Source organism: Candidatus Bathyarchaeota archaeon, from assembly GCA_026014685.1.
Classification (GTDB): domain Archaea; phylum Thermoproteota; class Bathyarchaeia; order Bathyarchaeales; family Bathycorpusculaceae; genus Bathycorpusculum.
Genome location: JAOZHW010000010.1, coordinates 1 through 23,948, shown reverse-complemented (window position 1 = coordinate 23,948; position 23,948 = coordinate 1). Strand labels below are relative to the sequence as shown.

Here is a 23,948-nt window from a genome sequence, read left to right as displayed (position 1 = left end):
AAATATGGAATGAAAAGGGGGATTCTCGGAGTTTAGGCTTGTGCCTGTTTGTCGTCTCGACGGTGCATTAGCCACTTGGTTAACTCTATGGTTCCAAAGACCAGCGCGGACAATCCAACAATGAGACCTATTTCGTATAGTCCTATTGGAGCAAGTTTGAAGACATCTCTGAGGAACGGCACGTTAATTATGAGAGCGATTAAGCCGATTTCCCAAAGGATCGTTGCAACTAGAAGTTTGTGTGGTCTTGCTTTGAAGACGGGGTATTTCAGCGAGCGACAGCATATCGCTAAGATCAGCTCGAAGGCAATTAAGAGCAGGAACAATCGAGTTTGAGCTACTTCAATTCCCAGTGGAAGTGAACTGATGAAGACACCTAGCAGTAGCGGTGTTTCAATGAGTAGAGCGCGGATTAAGAATGCTTTAACGTCTTTTGTGAATATGGATTCTTTTGGGTTTCTAGGCGGTCTCTTCATAACGTCGGGTTCCGCAGGGCTCAAACCCAACGCAATAGCAGGCAACCCGTCTGTGGCAAGGTTAACGTAGAGAATGTGAACTGGCAGAAGGGGCAGTGGAAAACCAGCCAAAACCGCAAAGGAAAGAATCACGATTTCAACCAGATTTGCTTGCAGCAGATAAGTGAGGTACTTCTTTATGTTATCGTATGTCCAGCGACCCAGTTCCACAGCGTTGACTATGGTTGCGAAGTTATCGTCTGCTAGAACCAAATCGGCGGATTCTTTGGTGACTTCGGTTCCAGTGATTCCCATGGCGACGCCGATGTCTGCCTTTTTGAGTGCTGGTGCGTCGTTTACTCCATCGCCAGTCATCGCTACGACTTCGCCCTTCTTCTTCCACGCATCCACGATCTTGAGTTTATGAAGCGGTGAAACACGAGCATACACGGACACGTTGCGAACTTTGGCTTCAAATTCCTCTTGAGAGAGCTGTTCTAGATCTTCACCAGTGAGGACTTCATCTCCTTCCTTGAATATGCCTATCTCTTTAGCGACAGCCAACGCAGTTAGCTTGTGGTCACCTGTTATCATTACAGGTTTAATGTTGATTTGCCGGCAAAGTCTCACGGCCTCCATAGCTTCCTTCCGTGGTGGATCCATCATGCCCACCAAACCTAAGAAGGAAAGTTCACTTTCAGCGTCTTCTTCTTTGTAGCTTGTGCCGTCGCCCGACACTTCTTTATAAGCTACACCTAAAACTCTCAAGCCATCGCTTGCCATTTCCTCGTTCACGCCGAGAACCTGTTTTCGTCTTTGTTCAGTGAGTTTTTCGGGTTTGCCTTCTGTAGAAAGATGGGTGCAGTGCCTAAGGATTATTTCGGGGGCACCCTTCATGAAGATCAAGTTTTTGTCATCTGCTTTTACCCTTAGACTATGTATAGTGGTCATGCGTTTGCGATCTGAAGAGAACGGGTACTCGTCTACACGCGGATAGTCATTGCGTAATTCCTCTTTTTTGATTCCAGCTTTAAGTGCAGCAACTACCAGTGCGCCTTCGGTTGGATCGCCTTTAACAATCCATTTGTCTCCATCGGAAACAATGTCGGCGTCGTTACATAAAACAGAAGCTTTCATCAGAAGCGAAAAAGATTGGCTCTTCAATATCTCAGGGTCGTTTGTTTCCAATTTGCCTTGTGGCGAATAACCTACTCCAGAGACCTCTAATAACTTATCTGCCGTCCAAATCTTGCGGACCGTCATTTCGCCTTTAGTCAATGTACCAGTTTTATCTGAACAAATAACCGTAGTTGAACCTAAAGTTTCGACAGCAGGCATTTTTCTAACTAATGCATTTCTCTTCGCCATTTTGTACATGCCGATTGCTAAGCTTCCCGTTACAATGGCAGGCAGTGCTTCGGGAACCGCAGCAACTGCTAAGGCTATGCCAAAGAGGAACATTTCAAGAATATCTAGCCCCCGCAAGATACCCAAAATTATAACAGTTACACTCACACCTAACGCGGCTGCACCAAGCCATTTCCCGATTTCTTTGGTTCTCTTCTCCAGTGGTGTTTCCTTCTTTTCCACGATGCTGACTTGACCGGCTATCTTTCCGAATTCTGTTTTCATTCCAACGGCGACGACTACAGCTTTGGCTTTTCCACAGGTGACTTCTGTTCCAGAGAAAACCATGCATTTTTTATCTAAAATAGCGGCGTTTTTTGGAGCTTTTTGTAAATCTTTCTCAACAGGGATAGATTCACCCGTTAACGGCGCTTCGTTGACGTGCAAGTTGTTAACTTCAATAAGCCGTGCATCAGCAGCGACCTTATCGCCTTCTCGGAGTATGAGTATGTCGCCTGGCACGATGTCTTTTGCGGGCACTTGAATTTCTCTGCCATCCCGGAGCACAAGCGCGGTTGGAACCAACATTTTTGTTAATGCTTCAAGCGCTTTTTCCGCTCTGTATTCTTGAACGAAACCTAGCACAGAGGAAAGAACCACGATAATTAGTATGATTATCGCATCAAATTGATGGCCTGTTGCAAAAGAAATCAAGGCAGCGGCTAAAAGAATCAGAATCAAGATGCTTTTGAATTGAGCTAAGAAAATTTTTATGGGTGAACTTTTTTGGGCTGCAACTAGTTGGTTTAAGCCGTATTTGCGTTGCCTTTCCGCTGCATCTGCTGAAGTTAATCCTTTGTTATTTGAAGATAACTTGCTTAATGTCTCGTCTGCATCTAAAGAGTGCCAAGATTCCTCTGTGCTCATAAAGTATCCAGTTTTGGATTTGAATTCTTCAATAATAATGTACTGATAGAAAAACAATTTTTTAATGATTGAGATTTACTAAAATTGCTTAAGAAAAAATAGATTAATATTCCTTTAGCTCTAACAACTGTTAGTTAGAAAATTGTAGATTGATAAAGCTAGTATCGTAGCATACTATGCGGTTAGTTCAGTTTATCCCAGTTTTACTGGTCGTTTGTACATTAATCACTAAAATACATGTTAAATTGTTAAGCTGTGCCGAATAAACCTCAACACCTATATACCTAATGTTTCAACTATTCTGAGAAGCGAGGGAACGAAGTGACCAAAAATTGGCACAGCCAAAACGTTGAAAACATAATGAACGAACTAAAAGTAACCAACAATGGCTTAACCACACAAGACGCAAAACAGCGACTAACACAATATGGACCCAACGAGTTGACCAAAGAAAAAGGCAAATCTCCACTCAAACTCTTCATAGGTCAATTCACAAACGTCCTCATGGTTATCCTTCTAATCGCTATCGGCCTCTCCATCGCAGTAGGCGAAGTAGCAGACGCCCTAATCATCTTAGCCATAGTTATAGCCAGCGCAGTCTTGGGGTTCACACAGGAGTTCCGCAGCGAAAAAGCCGTTGACGCCCTTAAAAAGATGGCTGCACCTACAGCGAATGTTATCCGCGATGGCAAAGAAACCCGAGTTCCCGCCTCGGAGCTTGTCCCGGGAGACATCATTATTCTCTACACCGGCGACAAAGTCCCTGCTGATGCCAGATTAATCGAATCCTTCACCATCAAAACCGATGAAGCGCCTCTGACTGGTGAATCTGCACCCGCTGAGAAATCAACTGTAACTTTGCCCGAGGATACGCAACTTAATGACCGCGATAACATGGTCTTTTCTGGAACAGTTGTAGTTTACGGCAGAGGCAAAGCCATAGTCACTAACACAGGCATGACAACTGAGTTCGGCAAAATCGCCGCGATGGTACAGTCGGCACCAGAAGACGAAACCCCCCTCGAGAAACGCATGGCTGCGGTGGGTAAATGGATCGGTCTCTTAGCAGTCGTCATCGCCATAAGTGTAGGTGTAGTCGGCATCGTTGTTGAAGGGCGCGATATCATTGAAATGGTGCTGTGGGCAATCAGTCTTGCTGTCGCAGCAGTTCCCGAAGCTCTACCCGCAATCATTACAGGCGCACTCGCTATCGGCATGTACCGTATGGTCAAAGTAAACGCCATAGTCAAACGTCTCCCAGCCGTAGAAACGCTCGGATGCACCAGTGTTATTTGCAGTGACAAAACAGGCACACTAACCAAAGGCGAAATGACCGTACAACGCATCTACGGCAACGACAAATCAATAAAAGTCACAGGTATAGGTTACTCCCCAGAAGGCCACTTCTTCCTAGATGATGACAAAGAAATAAAACCAGACGAAGAATTAGAGCAGCTACTCAAAGTTGCAGTCTTATGCAATGATTCTGGTTTGGAGATGGATGCTAAATCTGGGAAGTGGGTTGTAAAGGGCGACCCAACAGAAGGCGCACTAGTCGTAGCCGCTGAGAAAGCAGGCATCAAAAAAGAAACACTTGACCGAAGCGAAAAACGCATCGCTGAGATACCCTTCTCGTCTGAGCGCAAGCGTATGACCACCATACACCAAGCCGACGGCAAATACTTTGCTTACATGAAAGGCGCGCCCGAAATCGTTTTGGGAAAATGTAGCAAAATATTGCTCAACGGTAAAGTTCAAACCCTAACTAAAGAAGTCATCGAGAAACATCACAAAATGACCGAAACCATGGCGCAGCAAGCGCTCAGAAACCTTGGATTTGCCTACAAAGAACTCCCCGCAAGTGCTAAGGATTTCAGTGAAGAAATCGAGCATGACTTTGTCTTCGTCGGCATAGCAGGGATGATTGATCCGCCCCGCTCAGAAGTTAAAGAAGCCATAAAGATTTGCCGAAAAGCAGGCATACGTCCCATCATGATTACAGGTGACCACAAACTCACCGCCACAGCCGTCGCAAAAGAACTCACATTGCTCGGCGAAACCGTCGAAGAGGGACAGGTGCTTACCGGCGATGACCTTGAAAAAATGACCGACGAACAGCTTGAAGCTGTAGTTGAAAAAGTCGTAGTATACGCTCGCGTAGCTCCCGAACACAAATCCCGCATCGTCAAAGCCTGGAAGAAGAAAGACCAAGTCGTAGCAATGACCGGCGACGGAGTTAACGACGCACCAGCACTCAAAATGAGTGACATAGGCATAGCTATGGGCATATCCGGCACAGAAGTCAGCAAAGAAGCCGCAGACATGGTATTAGCAGACGACAACTTCGCAAGCATCGTTAAAGCGGTGCGCGAAGGCAGAGAAATCTATGACAACATCAAAAAATACCTCACATACCTGCTCCAATGCAACATCATGGAAATCTTGGTAATGTTCATCGCCGTCGTCAGTGTCCCCTACATCGCCCGCTGGCTATCCCCCGGCTCAAGCATGGAACTGATAGGCAGCTCAGCCATAGCTCTAACTGCCGTGCAAATCCTCTGGATCAACCTTGTCACTGATGGTTTGCCCGCTATAGCGTTAGGTGTTGACCCAGGTGACCCTGATTTGATGGACAGAAAGCCCCGCAAGACCACCGAGAGCGTCTTTACAAGAGACGTCAAAACGTACTTGGTCTTTGTACCAATATTCACTACGATCCTACTGCTAGGGGCATACTTCTCGCATTTGCCCTGGACAAGCGAGTTTGCGTTGCTGGAAGCTCGAACACAACTCTTCACTGCAATGGTCGTCATAGAATTAACCATAGCCATCTCAGCGCGTTCTTTCAAGTACCCAATTTTCAAAGTCGGCGCATTCAAAAACAAGTTCCTCTGGCTTGCAGTCCTCTCATCGTTTGCCTTGCAGCTTGTAGTCCTCTACACCCCAGGTGTCCAAGAATTATTCGATGTACACACGCCAGAACTAATCGACTGGGCAGTTGCAGCTCTATACGCTGCGATAGTCTTTACAACGCTTGAAGTGGGTAAATACGTTACAAGCAGACGCAAAAAATGAGGTACGCGTTGAAACGGTTTAAGCCGTAAAAGCTTTCTTTTTATTTTTTAAACGACCTTTTTTTACAGTACAGAAAGTTTTTTCTTCCTCCAAAGGCGTCCCTACCTGCCTTCAGGTGACTAAACCCCCTAACGCTCAAACCCCCGTCATCCACAACCGCATTATAGGGACAACATTTTGTTCTTTATATAAGGGAGGGGAGGTAGACGCTGAGACGTCGCGTGCCCCCGCGTTACGGATAAGGCTTCTTTTGCGCCATTAATACCCTGTGGCTTAACGGGTTTAGACCAGTGATAATAAGAAAGAAGTTGTGGGTAGTCTGTCGCTGAATTCAGCCTGTGTAACCGTTTAGGGGTTGCTTTTGTTGAATTTGTATTGTTTACAGAATTCCCAAAACGCTTCTGCTGGTTTTAACATGGCTTTTTTGGGTCTTACGAGGTAGAGTTTGTAGGGTTTTTTTGCTTCAACGATTGGGATTGCTTTGATTAATCCTGCTTTCTCGGCTTTGGCTGCGTCACCAGAGGGGATTATGCTTACTCCTTTGCCTTCTGAAACAGCGGTTATGACTGAGCAGGTGCTGCCTAACTCTAGTTTTGTTTTAAGTGTATCGGGGTTTATTTTGTTGTCTTTGAGTAGTTTTTCGATTTCAAGTCTTGTTCCAGAGGTTACATCACGGTTAATGAAGGGGTAAGTCACGATTTCAGAGAGTTTTATTGATTTGTTTGCAGCTAATTTTGTGTTGGGTGCAGTGATGAAAACCAACTGTTCCTCGCCTATTTGGAGGCATTCGTATTTTTCTCCGAGCGCATCGATTGAGTTTAAGGCGGCAAAATCTGCATCGTTTGACTGTAAACTGGCAAAGCTGGTTAAGCTGTCTTGAGCTTTTATCTTAAACTTAACTTCTGGGTGTTTATCTTGGAATTCAGCAATCAAAATTGGGATAATTTGTTTTTCAAGTACGCTTGCCGCCGAGATTTTTATGGTTCCTGAAAGCACAGTTTTTGCGCTGGATATGTTTGCTTTAGCGGTTTGTGTTTCTTTTAGGATTCGTTCAGCTGCCTCTTTTAGGATAGCTCCTGCATCGGTGACTTCGACGCCGTGTGCTGTTCGCTTGAAGAGTTCGGCATCAAAAAAAGTTTCCAATGCCGCTATATGGTGGCTTACTGTTCCTTGGCTGGTTTTGAGTTCTTTTGCCGCCAAAGAGAAACTATGCAGTTTATCGACGGTTAAAAAGGTATTTAGGTAATCGATGCGTATGTTCTCCATGCACTTCTTTTCTCCTTAGCAAATACACAGTTGTGTTTGTGTTTATATTCTATTCGATTTTTGAATAGTTTCGATTTGAAAAAACCATAAAAAGGATGAAGCTCCTCAAGTTTAACGGGCTTCAATAACTACAACGCCGCGTGTCCAACGTTGCGCAAACTCGTCGTCACCTATAATTAACCTTAAAGGGCCTTCGCCGCCGTCTTTGAGTAAAGATAGTTTTTGCCCGTCTTTGAGGTAAGCGATGATGACGTTTTCGCCTCTTGCTTCTTGTAAACTCAGCGTTGTTCCGTATCCGTCAGAGGCTTGAATGTAGATTGAGGTTGCGTTCTCGTATGGTTCCACTAAGTTTAGGAGATCGTTTAGGCGCACGCCTGTGTAGTTGAAGTCTCCGTTGTCTTTGAGGCGACTGCTAGATGTCAAAGTTACGTGCAACGTAACTGCTTGAAATGATTCCAGTTCAGTGAAAGTAACGTTTGTAGGGCAGTTTACTTTTCCTTTAATAAGTAGAGTTTCCTCTGGCTGTGACGCATCGGGGAGCGCAAGGTAATAGAGCGGAATGGCAGCTACGATGAGAGCAAAGAAAACTATTAGAGCAAATTTGTTGCTTTTTTTCATCTTTCATCCGTCAGCTTACTTTTATTTCTGAAACCCATTTAACCCAAAACTGCGCCCACTTAAACTCTTCAGAGGGCACAATTAACCGAAACGGTTGACTATCAACCTTAGATAGAGCTACACCGTTTTCTTGGTAACCAATCAGCAAACCTAAACTTTGCGTCTCTTGTAGTGAAAATTCTTTGCTGTAACCATCCATCGCGGATATGGTAACTTTGTTTGCTTCTGAGGAAACTCCACTTGTCTGTAGAATGCTTGAAAGCGTAACTCCCGTCCAGTTAGAAACCCGCTGCGGGCCATCAGGCGGCGCATAGGTTGCTTGCACGGTTTTGATTTCGTAGTCTTCGATGTCTTTTCCTGTTATGATAAGTTGATGATCAACGGCACCGTTTACCACGATAATCCACGGCTGTAAATTCATTTCTGATATCCCAAAAACAATGTTGCGCTCTAAACCTGGCGCTACAAGAACAAAGGGTCCTTGAGTTTCGCCATTTAACCATTGCCCATTTTTCGCAAACGCCAAGATGAACTCACTTCCACTAAAGAGGGTGCTATTGTAAGCTTGATAGATGTCGATTGTGCATTTAGTTACGTCTTTAGAGCGAAAACTAACAAGCCCTACATCCCACTCTGCCCCGACATTTTTCAACAATTCAGTTACCGAGATTCCAACGTAGTTTGCGGTTTCTCCACTGCTGGTTTGGGTAACCATTGTAAGTGGCATCTGTTTTAAGTCGGTAATGGTCAGTGTTTTTTCTGTTTCTACGTCGCCTGTAATTTTCAGTTCCGCATTTGGAGGTGTTCCAGTGGGTAACGTTGGAGACAGCACAGAATTCTCTTTTAAATAATAGATTGATACACCAAAGAGGAGGGTCATCGCCAAAATTGCTAAAACAACAATTTTTTGGTTTTTCAACTGTTTTTCCCTCCAGCATAGACTTTGCTTATTCTAACGAGAAGCATGTTAGCGATGAATCCGCCTATAGAACCGCTGATTGCCGCTATAATTGCCAAAAACGCCAACACAACAGTTGGCAAAAAAAGCACCAGTGCTCCAATAAGGGTGGTTCCAACAACGTTTGCGATGGCGCAGGCACCCATACAGCAGGGTAAACAGCAGGCTTTGTGTTTCAATAGGAAGAAAAACGTGTCGATAGCCACGCCTGGTAAGAGGTAGATGACAAAGGATAATACCCCAAAGTTGCCAAAGGGCACTACCAAGCTGATGAAGGCTTGCGTTAGCGACACCAAGGTTGCCGCGCCAGGTTTACGCACCAAACCGTATGCCATCACAGGCCACATCATGTATAACCCTCCTGCAACTGCGCCTGCAGGTACTCGAAGTGGACCTGTTAGCAGTGCTACTAAAGGGTGGAAGACGTTTTTTGTAGCTAAACCCAAACTTGCAAAGAGCGCCATAAGGACTAGGTCGACGGTTGCGATTTTGAGGTTGCTGTGGCGGAGGGGTGGGTTTGGTTGGTTCATCTACGTTCCGATGTTATGAATGGGTAACATCGAGAAATTAAAGATTACCCCAAACATCAGCCAAAACACATAAAACATCGACAAGAAAAAAAAAGAAAAAAATGCCAAGCATCACTGCTTGGTTAATTCTTCAAGAATCTCTTTAGCACGATCCACACGAACCTTGCGTTCCTTAACCATACGCTCAGCCACTATCTCAATCTGCTCGCCCTTAGCGCCCGCATTTACTGCGATGTTTCTGGCATGCAAAGACATGTGCCCCCGCTGAATGCCCTCACTGGAAAGTGCACGGAGCGCAGCAAGGTTCTGAGCCAAACCAACAGCCGCTAAGACTTCAGCGAATTCGTTGGCGCTCTTCACGTTTAGGATTTTCATGGCGATACGCGCTATGGGATGAGTTTTTACTGCACCGCCAATCAAGCCAACTGCCATCGGCAACTCGATTGAACCCTCCAAGTCGCCGTTTGCGTTTTTGGTCCACTTCGAAAACGATGTATACGGACCATTTAGTGCTGCATAGGCGTGGCCGCCTGCTTCGATGGCGCGGTGGTCGTTTCCTGTGGCTAAGACGACGGCGATTATGCCGTTCATGGCGCCCTTGTTGTGGGTTGCCGCGCGGTATGGGTCAGCTGCAGCGAAAGCCGAAGCGTAAGCGATGCCTTCAACGACTGCTTCGCCGCCTACTGCTTCTTTGGGTACGGTGCAGGTTGCTTTGGCGAGGCGTTTCACAGCCAAATTTGAGATAATTCTTAGGAAGACATGTCCGCCTGTGAGTTCCTCAATCATGGGTGAAACAGCTTCAGCCATAGTATTCACAGCGTTGGCGCCCATGGCGTCTCGGCAGTCCACGAACAATTCCACTATAAGCATTTTCCCCATAGAAGTTTGAATAATTTTGGCGTTAAGATCCTTAGCACCGCCGCCGAAAGAATTCAAAACTGGGTCTTGCTCATTTGCTTTCTTCAAGATTTCATTTCTAGCAGTAAGTACCTTCATCTGCGCGTACTCTGCATCTTTAAGCTTAACAACTTGGATTTGCCCAATCATAACAGGGTCAGTGCTGCTGGTCTTGAAACCACCGCCGTCACGAACCATCTTTGCAGCGTAACTGGCAGCTGCGATGACGCTTGGTTCCTCGGTCGCCATCGGGATGAGGTAGTCTTTGCCGTTAATGAGAAAGTTAACGGCTACACCGAGGGGTTCGGGGAAGACGCCGATGAGGTTTTCAACCATGTGGTCTGCGACATCAAGGGGCAGAGAGCAGGGTTGCTGCAGAAGCTGCTGCTCTTCCTCGGTTAAGTTTGCAAAATCTGCGATTAACGCTAGCCGCTCTTTAGGCGACAACTTATAGAAGCCTGAAATAACAGATGACTTAGACATACGGTTTCACTTTGCATGTTTCTGTTCGATTTTGAGCTTTTAAACTTTTAACTCATCAAAACTATAAACAATGGTTTTGAAGATTTGGTTCGGTACGGTAACTTTGCTTCAAAAACCGTCGATTTCACCGTGGCACTAACTCCTTTTCCAGCTACAGAAGTTGCTGTTATCTTGGGAGCGGTAGTTACAACAACTGTTTTGTTTTTCTACGTCAAGAAGCACAAATCTGCCCCAATTCGTTAGAGGGTAGTTTGGGGTGTGCTTCTTGGCATGGCAACTGCGGAGACGCCGAGGCGTTTGCAGATTTCTTTGGCTAAGGCGTCGCCGTTGCTTCGGAAGTTGTCGGTGATGACTTGTTTAGCTTTGGTGCGCTTGACGTATTCGATTAAGCCGTCAAAATCAGAGTGGTCGCTAAGAGCAATGAGGTGTTCGCGGTCGCCGATTTGGCGGCAGGGCTTTTGGAATTCCCATCCGCTGACGCATATCCGCGCGTTACGCAACCCCACATGTTGGCGTTGGTTCATGTGGTAGAAGGCGACGCAGGGTAAGTTGCCGTCTAAGAGTTGATGACCTTCCTTATCGGTGGATAATGAGATAGGACCGAGGTTCATGCCGTGTTTTTCACAAACCTTAGTAACTTCAAAAACGCGTTCAGGCATAACAAACGGCACCGCAACGTCGGCGTCACGGAGCAGCTTCATTACTTCTTGGAGTTTGCCATGATAACCAAAAACGTAAACCGCGCCGCCGCGCAGGCGCTTCTCAACCATATCAACCAGCAGTTGCCGCACATCCACGTCAAAATTGCGCCTGCAACTCGGGGTACCATAAGTTGCTTCAACCACCAAAACGTCACAGTCAACAGCTTTGGTGCCTTCAATTCGAAAATCCCCCGACCACGCAATGCGAATTCCCCCTGCATCTTCAACTAGCACTTGACATGCACCCAAAATGTGGTCGGCTTTGAGCAAAGTGATTTTTTCATCTCCATACTTGAATGGTTTACCGTATTCTAAGGTTCGAACGGATTTCTGGTGCAGGTTTAGCTTTTCATCGAGTGTTTCAGCTAAGTCGCGGGTAGCTTTGGTCATGAGCACTTTTTCGCAGCACTTAACGCTCTTGCGCAAACCATAAAGATGGTCAGAGTGAGCATGCGTAACAACCCGCAGCGGACGCGTGGCATCATAAGCGTCGCAAGCGACACTGTCTCCTAAGAGAACCGCGCCGTTTTTGGTTACAAGAGCCCGTTCCGCCAAGGTTAAGCCTTCAAGTCAGGTTTTTTCTGTTTTCTCGGCAAGCCACTCAATCAGTTGCTGTGCATTGTCAGTTTCGATTTTAAAGCGTATGGGTCCAAGCGGTGACTCAGCGATTTCTTCACAGAAAGAAACATGCCCTGCAAAGGCAACTTGCTTGTTTAAGCAGAAACTGATGGTGTTGCCGCGGGTGGATTTGAAGAGTAGACGTCTGGCGGCGTCGCGGATGCGGTCGTTTCGGAGCATGTTGCGGAGTTTGGTAAGTGAATCCTGCCCTTTCGCCTCTGCAATTAGGATGCTGCCTCGCTGAGCAGGTTTTAAGATTATCTCCGCGTTTCCCAAAACATTGTTGATTGCAGTACGAACTTTTGTCTCGTCTTCAGTGGGGTTAACTTCCACTTCCACAATAACCGTTACTTCAACCATTTCTGCTCTATCCTACCAAAATTCTCCTTCACCAACGCCTTGAAGCCCTCTATACTGTTATCGTTAACTACTATCTTTTCAGCCATCGCTATAACATTTCCCAAACCTACACCCAACTCACGCATGTCACGTTCGTGAAAGACTTCGTAGTTTGGGGGGTCGTCGCTTCTACCGCGAAGTCTAAGCCGCTCAAAACGAACCTGCGGAGGAGCATGGACAGCCACAAGCGTAAAGCTTGCAAAGTGCTCCCTGAAAATGTCTGCTTCAAAAAGGCTACGTAAGCCGTCGATTAGAACACGGTTGCTGGGTTGCTGCTCGATTTTGGGGATACATTTCTTAGCTATAACATAGTTGCCTTCTTGTGCACGTAATTCCAACATGACTTTACCCACGTTTTGCGGCGTCGGCTCTAAACCACGCAGCCGCGTTTGCTCCCGCACCACGTCACCCATAGCCACAACGTCATAGCCCAATTCTTTAGCGGTTTCGACAACGAGCGATTTCCCTGCGCCTGGCATGCCGCCTAAGCCCACAACAAGTTTGTTAGCGTCCACTCTCTCTAACCCTTTTTTGGTTGTATAGCAGACACCCACACAAAAAAACATTCCCATATTTAAAACCGCATACGGTTCCGTATCCGTACCTGCTGGAATCACGCGACGTCTCTGCCGCTACCTCCCCTCCCTTATTTAAAGAAAGCAACTGGAAAAAGGTTTGAGCGCCATTATTTTGGCGATAAAGACGTGTTTGAATTAGAACTGTTTTTTGTTGAACAGTGCAATCGCTCCCGCAAGTAACCCAGTAGCTACGGCAACGGCGATAATAATGGTGAATAGTGTTGCGTCGGGTAAATTGAGCAAAGTTGGTAGGAGCGGAATGACTGAAATCTGGTTACCTCCGTAAATTACCAGTATGGCTCCGACAAGCACCGAGGGCGAAGCGACACCGATGAGTACGCCGGCCGCGCAGGAAACAGCAATCATGCTTAAGCTTATTGCAAGTGACTGCCCTGCGTTTGTAAGTACTGTAGAGGAAAGGGTTCCTGTTGTGGCAAAGTCTGTCACAATCCCAACAAACACAGCTATGGCGGCTGCTATGGCAACACATGTGTAAACCGAGAAAAACTTGGCCAGCAATATGTCTCGGCGTTTTATGGGTCTAATCAAGAATAGGTCATAGACACGACGGTTCTTTTCGTTAATTAAAAACACTGCCAACATAACCGCCGCTAAGGTTCCTCCTATGCTTGAGACAACCAGCGAAGAGATAACTGTGAAGGGAATCTCTTGGCCTGTTGAGCTGACTTGAATGAAGCGGAATAACAGGGCGATTACGGGTAACCCTATCCAGAGGAAGACCATAACTTTAGACTTGTAAAAGCCCTTCAATTCATCGGTGAAGAGTAGTGCGAGCTGCATTAGTTTTCAGCCTCCGAAACGTAGTTGAAGTAGATTTGGTCTAGCGAAGGTTCCACTTGCCAGATACCCCGAACAGGGATGTGTAATTCAACGATTTTTTGCACAATGTCGTTTACGGCTTGGTCTGCGTCTGCTTCAGCTTTAAGCTTCAACAACACTACCCCCGAAGAAGGTTGAACCACTTCTGAAACGTTTCTCACTGAACCTAACTGTTTCCAGCTGCTGCTTTCGCCTGAGAGGAGCACTTGCACGGTTTTTTGGAGCATAAAGTGGGTTTTTAGCTCGCTAATTGTGCCTACTTCTTTGATTCGACCGTGGCTAATTATGCCCACTCGGTCGGCAACATCTTGTACATCGCTTAGGATGTGGGAGGAGAAGAGGACTGTGGTGCCTTTTTCTGCGAGTTTAAGCACGATGTCTTTGAATTGGCGGCGACTCAGTGGGTCAAGTCCACCCATCGGTTCATCTAAAACCAATAGTTTAGGTTCATGAAGAAGCGCCTGAGCCAACCCAACTTTCTGCGTCATACCGCCCGATAAATAGGAAATCCGTTTATGTCTGGCGTCAGCTAAGCCCAGCATGTCCAGAAGCGGGGGGATGCGTTCTTCAAGTTGTGCGTCAGTTAAGCCTGAGAGTTTGCCGAAGGTTTTCAGTGCGTGGTCAATAGTGCGCCAATCTTGAAAGGCTACGCTTTGGGGCAGATAGCCTAGTAGTTTGTGGATTTCGTCTTTCTTTTCGGGTGCTGAGTAGCCGCCTATGGTGACTTGGCCTTGAAAGTCGCTGATTAAGCCGACGAGGATTTTCATGGTGGTGGTTTTGCCTGCGCCGTTGGGGCCTATGTAGCCGAAGATTTCGCCCTGTTTTATTGTTAAGGATACTTCGTTTAGGGCTTTGAAGCCGTTGAAGTTCTTTGTTAATTTGTCTAGGATGACGAAATCTTGGTTTGTGTTTAGGCGTTTGCTCATAGGAGTCACCCGATCAACGTTTACTGGCGAGTGGAGTTACTTTATTGGGTTGTAGGTATTTAAGTTAGGCGAAACCGTTTTCAAGCTGTGAAAGCTTCTGCAAAGTTAGTCAAGAAACCTTGACTAAGCCTTAGTCCAGAAACCTTGACAAAAAAGCATTTAACCAAAAAACACTTGGGTGATTATTGGTTAAGCATGAACACAAAGTTAACTGCCATGCCGCTGTTTCTCCTCTTTTAGTATGTGTTCATGCTTAGCCCTCCTTAAAATCTAGTTTATTCTTATAGAAACAGCGTGGGAGGAAGAAGTGGACTAACGGCAGGTTTTTTTGAACCATGCTAAGCCGATTATGGCGGCTGTAATGGCGGTGAGGGCTGCAACTGGGTTTATGGCTTGAAGGGATTGCAGGGCAGAGTATGAAGTCGCCAAGACTGCAGTTGCAACGATGGCGGAGACAAAAATTGCGATCCCGCCTAAGGTTAGATTTTTGTGGCTCAAATCTTTACCCTCACACGCACATATACAAGTATCATTATGTGAAGTTTTGATTTAATGCTAAGCCATCGAACAAGGTGTTCAAACTTTAGGACAACAAAAACTAAGATTTAGGTCATACAAAAAGTAACTAATTTTGGGAAAAGAGGGTTTAGTCTTCTTCGACTATTTTGCGCTCTTTAATTTTGAGTGCTTCCTCGTCGCCGATGACTTTGAAGGTGTCGGTCAACTCGTTCTTGTGTAGGAATTTTTTGACGGTTATGCGCACGTATTTTTTGCTGAGTGCTTCGCCTTCGCCTTTTACGGTTACGGTTTTGCCTTCTGTGCTGACTTCTCCGCCTGTTTTTTCTTTGAGGAAATCTGAGAGTTTTTCTATTAGGTCGCCTTTGAGTTCGGAAGCGTCAACTTTCATTTCAACCATGTTCTATTTCACCTCGATGAGCATCGCAATAAGTTTGCGTTGTGCTTGTTTGTTGACAGCTACAGGCTTGATAAATTTTCCGCTCATGCTACTTCAGTGGCATGTTCCTTATGGAGCAGTGTTTGTGGTTACTTGCTTACAGCCACATACGTTAAAATAAATTCTCGCAGACATTGGAACTGAGGTTTGTTCATGTCCAATTTAGATGAACCCAAACATACCGAAGGACACAGCACAAAAATAACCCCTATCAGCGATAAAGAGTTCATGTGTCCCGAATGCGGCAGAAAATTCGACTTAAAAGAGGCTGCTGAGCAACATCTTCACACGGTGCATTTGAAGCATCTGCGGACTGTGCATGGAGAATTCCACGGCGAAGACGTAACGGCCATTCATGTTGGTTAATTTTTGGTCAGTTTGCCCGTCGAGTCTTATTCACAGCGTAAGCTCAGACTCTAGTGCACATCATTCCAAAAGTAAAATCTCCAGTAAAACTTAAGACTCTTACGCTTAAAGTGCCGCAGAAAGAAACGGTTTTATTTTCTACAACCAAACTTCAGTGTAGGGGACCATTATGGAACTCGTAGAAGCAATTAAAGACCGCCGAAGCATAAGAGCCTTCAAAAAACAAGATGTCTCCCAAGAAGCAATCGACAAACTCGTCGAAGCGGCACTCCTCGCGCCCTCCGCAGGCAACGCACAGTCATGGGCGTTTGTGCTCGTCAAAGACCAAGCGACAAAGCTGGCTCTCTCAAAAGCCGCTCTGGGGCAAAGGATGGTTGCAGAGGCACCGGTTGTGTTTGTTGTTTGCGCGGATGAAAAACGTGCCCAACAAAGCTACGGGGAACGCGGCAGGATGCTTTATTGCATTCAAGACACCGCGGCAGCAACTCAGAACATTCTTTTAACTGCTTGCTCTTTGGGTTTGGGTGCCTGCTGGGTTGGCGCATTCAGGGAAGAGGCGGTTAGAAAAATCGTGAAAGCCCCCGAAGAGATGCGGCCAGTCGCCATGATTCCCGTCGGGTACCCCGATGAGTCTCCGCCTGCAAGGTCCAGACGACCCGCAAGTGAAGTGGTCTACAACGAAAGCTTTTAGCTGAAGCGGTTTTTCTGCTCGATTTCAAGGTTGAGGCGTTAGTATTGAGACATCATAAAATTTAAAAGTCACATCCATATTTCTATGTGGCTTTATCTGAGGTAACAGTTAGATGTGTGAATCAGTAGAACGCTGATCATAACACACCTAAAGTGCCTCTTTAATAGTAATCAGGAGGAAAAGAATAGAAATGTTGTCGCGAGATTGCGATGGATGCTCCGAAATGAAAGCATGTAGCAAACGCTATCATATTGCTGAAGTATTTGACAAAGTATACTGTCCAGACGGAACAGCACACCTAATAGACGGAGCCTAAAATAGCATCATCACTACGTTTTGATACCGAACGTCCATTTGTCCTTTCTTTATTTTATGTTACAGTTTCCAGAGCTTTCTTCACTTGAGCTAGCTCTTTTGAGAAGTCAACTTGCTGCTGCTCAGGCTTCATCCCCTTCTTTGAAACCTTCAAAATCGTCTCGTAGCCCCTAGCAGATAGTGCCTTCTCTACGGTTTTCATGGCTCGCTGGTTTCCAAAGAGGCGATAGGTGCAGAACAAGATTGCTTTTTTGCCTGAAACAGTGGGCATGTTTTCTATGTAGGTGAGGGCTTCTTTTGTGGGGCTGGCGCCTTCAACGGGGGTTCCGAAGATTAGCAGGTCGCAGTTTTCCAGTGTTGAGGTTGCTGCCGAATTTAGGTCGTATAGGGGGGCTTTTGTGGCGTCTGCTATGGCTTGGGCGAATTTTTTTGTGTTTCCAGTTCTGGAAAAGTAAACTACACAAGCGTTCATAGGGGTTAGTAGCTTTTACTTGGCTATATAATCTTCTAGAGCGTTCTTGCTTTAAATGCTCTTTAAGGATTCTTTTGAGAAATTTTTTGTAACAACCGCGGTGCTTTTCGGCGAAACGTATACTTTCATTATTAAATAAATACAAAGAAGTGCAGGTTTGCTTGGTATAATTGTCCAAAAAAGTGCCTGAATTCTTTGATTTTGGCGACCCCTGAAACGTTAATATGCATCAAACGCTTAGTTTACTGCCACAAGGAGAAAAGAAAAATGTCAAATAAAAACAAAGTGAAAACTCTAGCACTTTTAATCGCAACAATACTAGTAATATCAACAGGTGCCTCACTGGCACTAATGCAAACAGCATCAGCACATACCCCAGCATGGCAAATCCCAACATTTGCATTTATCAACGTCTCACCCAACCCAGCAGGCGTCGGCCAACAAGTCGCAGTGGTAGTTTGGCTTGACAAAATCCCTGACGGGGCACTGATTACCAACAACATCAGATTCCACAACTTCAAAGTGGTAATAACTGCTCCTGACGGAAAAACCGAAACTGTAACATGGGAAACAGTCTGGGACACAACCTCATCTGCATACACCGCATTTACACCGAACCAGATTGGCACATACACATTCAACTTTACCTTCCCCGGACAAAAATACACAGACTACGCATACAACCCTGCTTCACTATTCGTTAACGACACATACTTACCTAGCTCAGCAGTCACAACCTTAACCGTCCAAGAAGAACCAGCACCCGGCGGAGAAGTAACACCCCTGCCGACTGAATACTGGACAAGACCAATCGAAGGACAGAACGCACTTTGGTACTCAATTTCCTCAAACTACATCAGACCAATGGGCGCAGCATACAGCTTCGGTTCAGTACGCTTCCAACCAGACGGCACAGCACCAGATACACCACACGTTATGTGGACTAAACCCATAACCTTCGGCGGTATCATGGGCGGAAACAACCTTGACCAACTACCGAACTCGCCATCATCTCCAACAGGCGTTGAAGGCGCAGCATTCTACACAGGCTTGTCTTACGAAACTAAGTTCAACAACCCAATCATCATTAGCGGTAGACTCTACTACGGATTACCCCACAGCAACAACGGTGCAGGCGGCGGATACATATGTGTCGACTTACGCACTGGCCAACAAATATGGTTCCAAAACTACAGCGTTAACCCCTCGTTTGGAGCAGTCATAAACGTTGAAACACCAAACCAGCACGGTGCAATCTCGTACTTGATCTCTACTCAAGGCACTACATGGATGATGTTTGATCCATGGACAGGAAACTGGGTATGCAACATAACCGACGTCCCCTCAGGAACCATGAGCTACGGACCATACGGTGAACCAATAATCTATCAAATCAACATTCCAAACAAGTGGCTAGCATTGTGGAACTTCACACAGGTCGTAAGCAACGGTCCAGTTAACCTCTTATCATCAGGTGGTTACCGACCAGTAAACCAAGTCTTCAACACAACACTACGCCAATCATACTCTTGGAACGTAACCCTTCCAACACTGCCAACAACCAACGCTGGTGTAGGCTGGGTAATCGATAACGACTTGCTCTTAGGCTACAGCAACATGAGATCAACCTTTGGCCAACCCACATGGGGTGGCGTCGCAGCAGGCAGTAGCACAGCTTTCGCAACCATTTGGGCAATCAACCTCAAAGAAGGCTCACGCGGTTCATTGATGTGGTCTAAAGACATACAAACACCACCAGGCAACATTACCCTACAACTCGGCACAGTAGACCCAACAAACCGCATGTTCTTCGTAAGCACCAAAGAAACCATGCAATGGTACGGCTACAGCCTCGACAACGGCAACCTCAAATGGGGCCCAGTCGGTGAAACACGCGCATTCAACTACTACCCAACCATCGGCAGCGGCGGTGTCGCACAAATCGGCTACGTAGCATACGGCAAACTCTACGTCGGCGGCTACGGTGGCGAAATCTTCGCATACGACACATCTAACGGCAAAGTAGTCTGGTCTTACGGTGGCGGCGGCGAAGGCAACAGCACAAACAGCGGCACAGAAACCTCCTGGGGACTCTACCCAACCTTTGTCGGCTCAATCTGCGACGACAAAGTCTACGTCTACAGCAACGAACACTCACCAAACGTTCCACTATACAGAGACTACAAGATCCGATGCTTAAACGCAACGACAGGCCAAGAAATCTGGAAGATGGACAGTTGGGCTTCAGTTGGCGGATTCGCTGACTTTGGCTTCCCAACAGCAGACGGACAAATAGCTTACCTCAACGCCTACGACATGCAGGTCTACTCCATCGGCAAAGGACCGAGCAAAATGACCGTGACCGCTCCAGATGTCGCAACAACCGTCGGCACACCCATAGTCATCAGAGGAACCGTTACCGACATCGCAGCAGGCACAACACAGAACGAGCAAGCAGCACGGTTCCCCAATGGTGTTCCCTGTGTTTCTGACGCAAGCATGAGCTCATGGATGGAATACGTCTACATGCAGAAACCAATGCCCATGGACGTCACAGGCGTACCTGTAACCATAAACGTAGTTGACTCAAACGGCAACTACCGCACAATCGGCACCACAACAACCGACGCAAGCGGCATGTTCACCTATGCGTGGGCACCCGACATTGACGGCGCATACACTGTAATAGCAATCTTTGAAGGAACCAACGGCTACTACGGATCATCAGCCAGAACATCATTCTACGCAGTCTCTGCTCCAGCAACACCAACCCCACAACCCACACAGGAACCCTCCGCAGCTGACCTCTACTTCATTCCAGCAATCGCAGGTCTCTTCGTGTTCGTAGCCATCATGAGCGTAGTCATTATCGTAGTTCTACGCAAACGGCCATAAACAAAACCTAAACTCTTCCCCCTTTTTCCTTTTTTTAATTTTTGTAACAGCATACTATTCTTAGATGTAACCATGCGTTATCATTATTCTCCGACAAAGCATGAAGGGGTTTAAATTATAATACCCACAATCCAGTATCAGAGAGCGAAAACTGCATGGACTACAAAGTAATCGCGGAATCCTACGAGAAAATCGAAGCCACCACCAAACGCCTAGAAATGACCGACCACCTAGTGGAGTTGCTCAAAAAAACACCCAAAGACATCATCTCCCGAGTAGTTTACCTAACACAGGGAAAACTCTACCCGGACTTCGTCGGCATCGAGATGGGCGTGGCTGAAAAACTTGCCATAAAAGCCCTCATCCGCGCCTCAGGCGGCAGCGAAAGCGCAATCCAAGCGGAACTGCAGAAAAGCGGAGACATCGGCGAAACCGCAGAAAAACAGCTCTCAAAACGCAAGCAATCAACTTTCTTCACCAAAACACTCACTGTGCAGCGCGTCTACGAAACACTGGACAAACTCGCTAAGACGACTGGTTCGGGCGCGGTAGACACGAAGATGGCGCTCCTCTCAGGTTTGCTCACAGATGCATCGCCCAAAGAAGCCAAATGGCTCATCCGAACCGTGACAGGCAACCTGCGCCTCGGCATCGCTGACATGACTGTACTTGACGCCTTAGCCATCGCTTATGGTGGCGGTAAAGAAGCTCGAGAAAAAATCGAACGTGCCTACAACATTTCCTCGGATTTAGGACGGGTCGCCAGCGTAGTGGCTGAAAAAGGTTTAGAAGGCATCGAAAAATTCCAAGTAATGTTCGGGGAACCCATACGTCCCATGCTAGCTGAACGCTTAGGTGCCCCTGAGGAGATACTGGAAAAATTCGGCGGCAAATGTGTAGCCGAATACAAATACGACGGTGAGCGCGTTCAAGCGCACAAAAGTGGGGACAAAGTGGTCCTTTTTTCTCGGAGGCTGGAGAACATTTCAGACCAGTACCCCGATGCTGTTGAGTTAATTCGCACTCAGGTTGACGCAAAAGAAGCTATACTTGAAGCTGAATGCGTCGCTATGGATTTAGAGTCAGGCGACATGCGTCCCTTCCAAGAACTCATGCATCGCAGACGCAAATACGGCGTCGCAGAAGCCATAGCTCAATATCCAATTTCTCTGTTTTCTTTCGATGCACTCTACGTCGACGGCAAAGACCTAACACAGGAACCCTTTCCGCAAAGGCGGAAAACTCTTGAAAAAATCATAAAACCAAACGACCGCCTAAAACCCGCCACCCAAAAACTCGTCAAGAACCCCAAGGAATTGGAGGATTTCTTTGAGGAAGCCATAGAAGACGGCTGTGAGGGCGTGATGTGTAAATCCGTTGGCAAAGAATCCGTCTACCAAGCAGGCAACAGAGGCTGGTTGTGGATAAAGTACAAGCGCGACTACAAGAGCGAAATGACCGACACCGTTGATTTGGTTGTGGTGGGTGCTTTTCATGGGCGGGGAAAACGCGTCGGCGCATATGGTGCGCTACTTTTGGCAACTTATAACCCTGAATCTGACACGTTTGAGACGGTTACCAAATGTGGCACAGGTTTCACCGATAAAGACCTTGCAACCCTCCACGAAATGCTCCAGAAACATGTTGTTCCACGCAAAAACAGTCGCGTCCAATCTACATTGGAGGCAGATGTGTGGTTTGAGCCTGCGGTGGTGTTGGAGATTTTGGGTGCAGAAGTCACCTTGAGCCCTATTCACATGGCGGCTATGGATTCCGTACGAAAAGGCAGCGGCATGGCTATTCGTTTTCCGCGATTCACGGGCAAATACCGCACTGACAAAAGCCCAACGGACGCTACCACGTCAAAGGAAATCGTGGAAATGTACAATGCGCAACTCAAAAAAATCGGTGAATTGCCCGCATAACAAAAGCTAAAACAGATAAAGCCCAAGTACGCATTGTAGTGCGGGTGCAATTGTTTGGCTCAAGACCCTGAAAAAATGAAGTCCATGATTGCTTTCAAAAAAAGGCTCGAAGACCAGCTTGAAAGGCTCAACGCGGAAGTTAAAGAAGTTCAGGCAACGCTGGACACTGTTAACACTATTTTGCTCGAGAAAGGTTTCAAGCGAGGCGACATAAAAGAAGTCACCACAGCCCCGCCTGCGTCAATGCCTAAAGAAGTGGTCTTGCCCAAATCGGCCGCTGAGCAACCCAAACCCACACAAGCGCCAGCACCACCCGCAACTCCAGCGGAACAGGAAACCGTCATACCCCTAAAAACCATGACAGACGAAGCACTCGCATTGATGTATTTTGATAAACAAACCATCCATGTTATGCCTGACGAAAGCAAAAACTTCAACGTCAACACGCCTCCGTTCACCAATTTCTTGGTGGAAAAAGTCTTTGCAAAGATGCAGGAAAAAGACAAAGAACTCGTCCGCCTCGGACAACTCACCCCTGACAAAATGTTCAGCTACAACATCGTCCGCGAAGGCGACTTAATACGAGAAATCATCATCAAAAACGTCGATGAAGACCGCTTAAAGGAACTCAAATCCAGTGTACGCTGGACGTTTGAGAAGATGTATGAGAAAATGAAAAGCGCCTAAGCGCTTACTGATGTTTAGCTAAAGTGTCGGTTATTCGGTTTTTTGGGCATAAACCGACAAGGCGATCAACTTCCACTCCGTCTTTAAACAAGATCATAGTCGGGATGCTAAAAACCTGAAATTTCTCTGCTGTAACAGGGTTCTCGTCCACGTCAAGTTTGCCCACCAACACTTTGCCGCTGTATTCCTTGGCGATTTCAGCTATTGTGGGTGCTAACGCTCGGCAGGGACCACACCAGTTAGCCCAGAAGTCAACCAAAACAAACTTGTTAGTTTTTAGGGTTTGTTCAAAATTTGAATCAGTTACATGGAAAGGTTCGGTGCTCATCAATTTTTCTCCTCTAAAACCTTACTAAAGTTAAGGGGATGTTTGATATAAACCGTTCGTGCACGCGTGCATACCTGACATCAGCAGTCTCTTCATGCTGAATCGTAATCCCAAATAGTTCAAACTACTTTCAATTATTTTGGCAAAAAGCAAGAAGTGCTGGTGCAATCGCGTAGAACTTGCTTAAGGTTGTGTTTGTACGAAGGGGAGAGGGTTAGGGAACTGTTATAGTTTATTAGGAAGTTTTTAGATTGTTGGTTGCGAAACTGAGTGCGGTAATAGTACAGCTTGGTTAGTACATAGGCTTGCCAAGTCTAGGACCCGGGTTCAAATCCCGGTTACCGCACCATTCGTGCTATTACATTCTGATTCAATTGAGATACCCATTTTTTTCATGGGGGTGATGTTTTGTTGTGTGTTTTTTGTTGATTTGTTGTACAGTTTGTTTTGGGGGTTATTTTTTCCATTTTTTGATGTATGTTTTGATGGTTTTTCGTGTTTTTTGTTGTGTTTGGTTGTGTTTTGTTATGCTTGGGTTATGTGTTAGGGTTTATATGGTTGTGTATTGTTACTCTGTATTCAAGATATGTCCAGTTGTGGACATATTGTATATGCGTCTAACAGCCGAACTGTTGGACAAAAATACACAAAGGAGAAAAAAATCAGACATGTTCAAAGCCAGTTCGCAAAAAGAGG

21 protein-coding genes and 1 tRNA gene are annotated in these 23,948 nt (G+C 46.3%); 7 read left to right on the top strand and 15 right to left on the bottom strand.

What is annotated here, in order from left to right:
* Positions 1-32: 32 nt before the first annotated feature.
* Entirely contained in the window at positions 33-2,729 is a 2,697-nt protein-coding gene (locus tag NWE96_08495) for a cation-translocating P-type ATPase (protein MCW3984020.1), read from the bottom strand.
* A 321-nt stretch (positions 2,730-3,050) separates the two neighbouring features.
* Here NWE96_08495 and NWE96_08490 point away from each other — a divergent pair, with 321 nt between their 5' ends.
* Positions 3,051-5,804 carry a cation-translocating P-type ATPase gene (locus tag NWE96_08490; GenBank protein ID MCW3984019.1) on the top strand — a complete coding sequence of 918 codons (2,754 nt, stop codon included), beginning with the start codon at positions 3,051-3,053 and terminating at the stop codon, positions 5,802-5,804.
* Positions 5,805-6,152: 348 nt separating this feature from the next.
* Here the strand turns inward: NWE96_08490 and NWE96_08485 are convergent, their stop codons facing one another.
* The 12 genes from NWE96_08485 to NWE96_08430 form a co-directional block, all read right to left on the bottom strand.
* Positions 6,153-7,070 carry a LysR family transcriptional regulator gene (locus tag NWE96_08485; GenBank protein MCW3984018.1) on the bottom strand — a complete coding sequence of 306 codons (918 nt, stop codon included), beginning with the start codon at positions 7,068-7,070 and terminating at the stop codon, positions 6,153-6,155.
* A gap of 111 nt (positions 7,071-7,181) precedes the next feature.
* Positions 7,182-7,688 (bottom strand): molybdopterin-dependent oxidoreductase, encoded by a 507-nt coding sequence (locus NWE96_08480; GenBank protein MCW3984017.1) that lies wholly within the window; start codon positions 7,686-7,688, stop codon positions 7,182-7,184.
* 10 nt (positions 7,689-7,698) lie between these two features.
* Complete coding sequence (locus NWE96_08475) at positions 7,699-8,607, bottom strand: molybdopterin-dependent oxidoreductase (protein MCW3984016.1); 909 nt, start codon at positions 8,605-8,607, stop codon at positions 7,699-7,701.
* Entirely contained in the window at positions 8,604-9,176 is a 573-nt protein-coding gene (locus tag NWE96_08470; GenBank protein ID MCW3984015.1) for an ECF transporter S component, read from the bottom strand. The genes NWE96_08475 and NWE96_08470 overlap by 4 nt, the downstream gene beginning before the upstream one ends.
* Before the next feature lie 111 nt (positions 9,177-9,287).
* Positions 9,288-10,556 (bottom strand): hydroxymethylglutaryl-CoA reductase, degradative, encoded by a 1,269-nt coding sequence (locus NWE96_08465; GenBank protein ID MCW3984014.1) that lies wholly within the window; start codon positions 10,554-10,556, stop codon positions 9,288-9,290.
* 239 nt (positions 10,557-10,795) lie between these two features.
* Positions 10,796-11,812, bottom strand: a complete 1,017-nt coding sequence (locus NWE96_08460) for an MBL fold metallo-hydrolase (protein ID MCW3984013.1) — start codon at positions 11,810-11,812, stop codon at positions 10,796-10,798.
* 15 nt (positions 11,813-11,827) lie between these two features.
* Positions 11,828-12,235, bottom strand: coding sequence for a hypothetical protein (locus NWE96_08455; GenBank protein ID MCW3984012.1), 408 nt, complete (start codon positions 12,233-12,235; stop codon positions 11,828-11,830).
* A complete protein-coding gene (locus NWE96_08450) occupies positions 12,223-12,789 on the bottom strand; it encodes an AAA family ATPase (GenBank protein MCW3984011.1) in 567 nt (188 codons plus the stop codon). The genes NWE96_08455 and NWE96_08450 overlap by 13 nt, the downstream gene beginning before the upstream one ends.
* Positions 12,790-12,987: 198 nt before the next feature.
* Entirely contained in the window at positions 12,988-13,653 is a 666-nt protein-coding gene (locus tag NWE96_08445) for a hypothetical protein (protein ID MCW3984010.1), read from the bottom strand.
* Positions 13,653-14,618 carry an ABC transporter ATP-binding protein gene (locus tag NWE96_08440; GenBank protein ID MCW3984009.1) on the bottom strand — a complete coding sequence of 322 codons (966 nt, stop codon included), beginning with the start codon at positions 14,616-14,618 and terminating at the stop codon, positions 13,653-13,655. The genes NWE96_08445 and NWE96_08440 overlap by 1 nt, the downstream gene beginning before the upstream one ends.
* A 312-nt stretch (positions 14,619-14,930) precedes the next feature.
* Positions 14,931-15,116: a hypothetical protein gene (locus NWE96_08435; protein ID MCW3984008.1), complete on the bottom strand. Its 186-nt coding sequence runs from the start codon at positions 15,114-15,116 to the stop codon at positions 14,931-14,933.
* Positions 15,117-15,264: 148 nt separating this feature from the next.
* Positions 15,265-15,534 carry a 60S ribosomal protein L22 gene (locus NWE96_08430; GenBank protein MCW3984007.1) on the bottom strand — a complete coding sequence of 90 codons (270 nt, stop codon included), beginning with the start codon at positions 15,532-15,534 and terminating at the stop codon, positions 15,265-15,267.
* 192 nt (positions 15,535-15,726) lie between these two features.
* Here NWE96_08430 and NWE96_08425 point away from each other — a divergent pair, with 192 nt between their 5' ends.
* Both NWE96_08425 and NWE96_08420 read left to right on the top strand, forming a co-directional pair.
* Positions 15,727-15,939, top strand: coding sequence for a hypothetical protein (locus NWE96_08425; protein MCW3984006.1), 213 nt, complete (start codon positions 15,727-15,729; stop codon positions 15,937-15,939).
* A 169-nt stretch (positions 15,940-16,108) separates the two neighbouring features.
* Positions 16,109-16,630: a nitroreductase family protein gene (locus NWE96_08420; GenBank protein MCW3984005.1), complete on the top strand. Its 522-nt coding sequence runs from the start codon at positions 16,109-16,111 to the stop codon at positions 16,628-16,630.
* 370 nt (positions 16,631-17,000) lie between these two features.
* On the opposite strand, the gene NWE96_08415 is transcribed toward NWE96_08420, so the two are convergent.
* A complete protein-coding gene (locus NWE96_08415) occupies positions 17,001-17,417 on the bottom strand; it encodes a flavodoxin domain-containing protein (protein ID MCW3984004.1) in 417 nt (138 codons plus the stop codon).
* Between the two features lie 267 nt (positions 17,418-17,684).
* Between NWE96_08415 and NWE96_08410 the strand changes: the two genes are divergently transcribed.
* From NWE96_08410 to NWE96_08400, 3 genes are all read left to right on the top strand, one after another.
* Entirely contained in the window at positions 17,685-20,312 is a 2,628-nt protein-coding gene (locus NWE96_08410) for a PQQ-binding-like beta-propeller repeat protein (GenBank protein ID MCW3984003.1), read from the top strand.
* 155 nt (positions 20,313-20,467) lie between these two features.
* The gene (locus NWE96_08405) at positions 20,468-22,237 is read left to right on the top strand and encodes an ATP-dependent DNA ligase (GenBank protein MCW3984002.1); all 1,770 of its coding nucleotides are present in this window, start codon (positions 20,468-20,470) and stop codon (positions 22,235-22,237) included.
* A 54-nt stretch (positions 22,238-22,291) separates the two neighbouring features.
* Complete coding sequence (locus tag NWE96_08400) at positions 22,292-22,924, top strand: hypothetical protein (GenBank protein MCW3984001.1); 633 nt, start codon at positions 22,292-22,294, stop codon at positions 22,922-22,924.
* Between the two features lie 4 nt (positions 22,925-22,928).
* On the opposite strand, the gene trxA is transcribed toward NWE96_08400, so the two are convergent.
* On the bottom strand, positions 22,929-23,252 hold the full coding sequence (gene trxA / locus NWE96_08395) for a thioredoxin (GenBank protein MCW3984000.1): 324 nt from the start codon (positions 23,250-23,252) through the stop codon (positions 22,929-22,931).
* A gap of 272 nt (positions 23,253-23,524) precedes the next feature.
* Between trxA and NWE96_08390 the strand changes: the two genes are divergently transcribed.
* A tRNA-Gly gene (locus tag NWE96_08390) sits at positions 23,525-23,601 on the top strand.
* Positions 23,602-23,948: the final 347 nt, after the last annotated feature.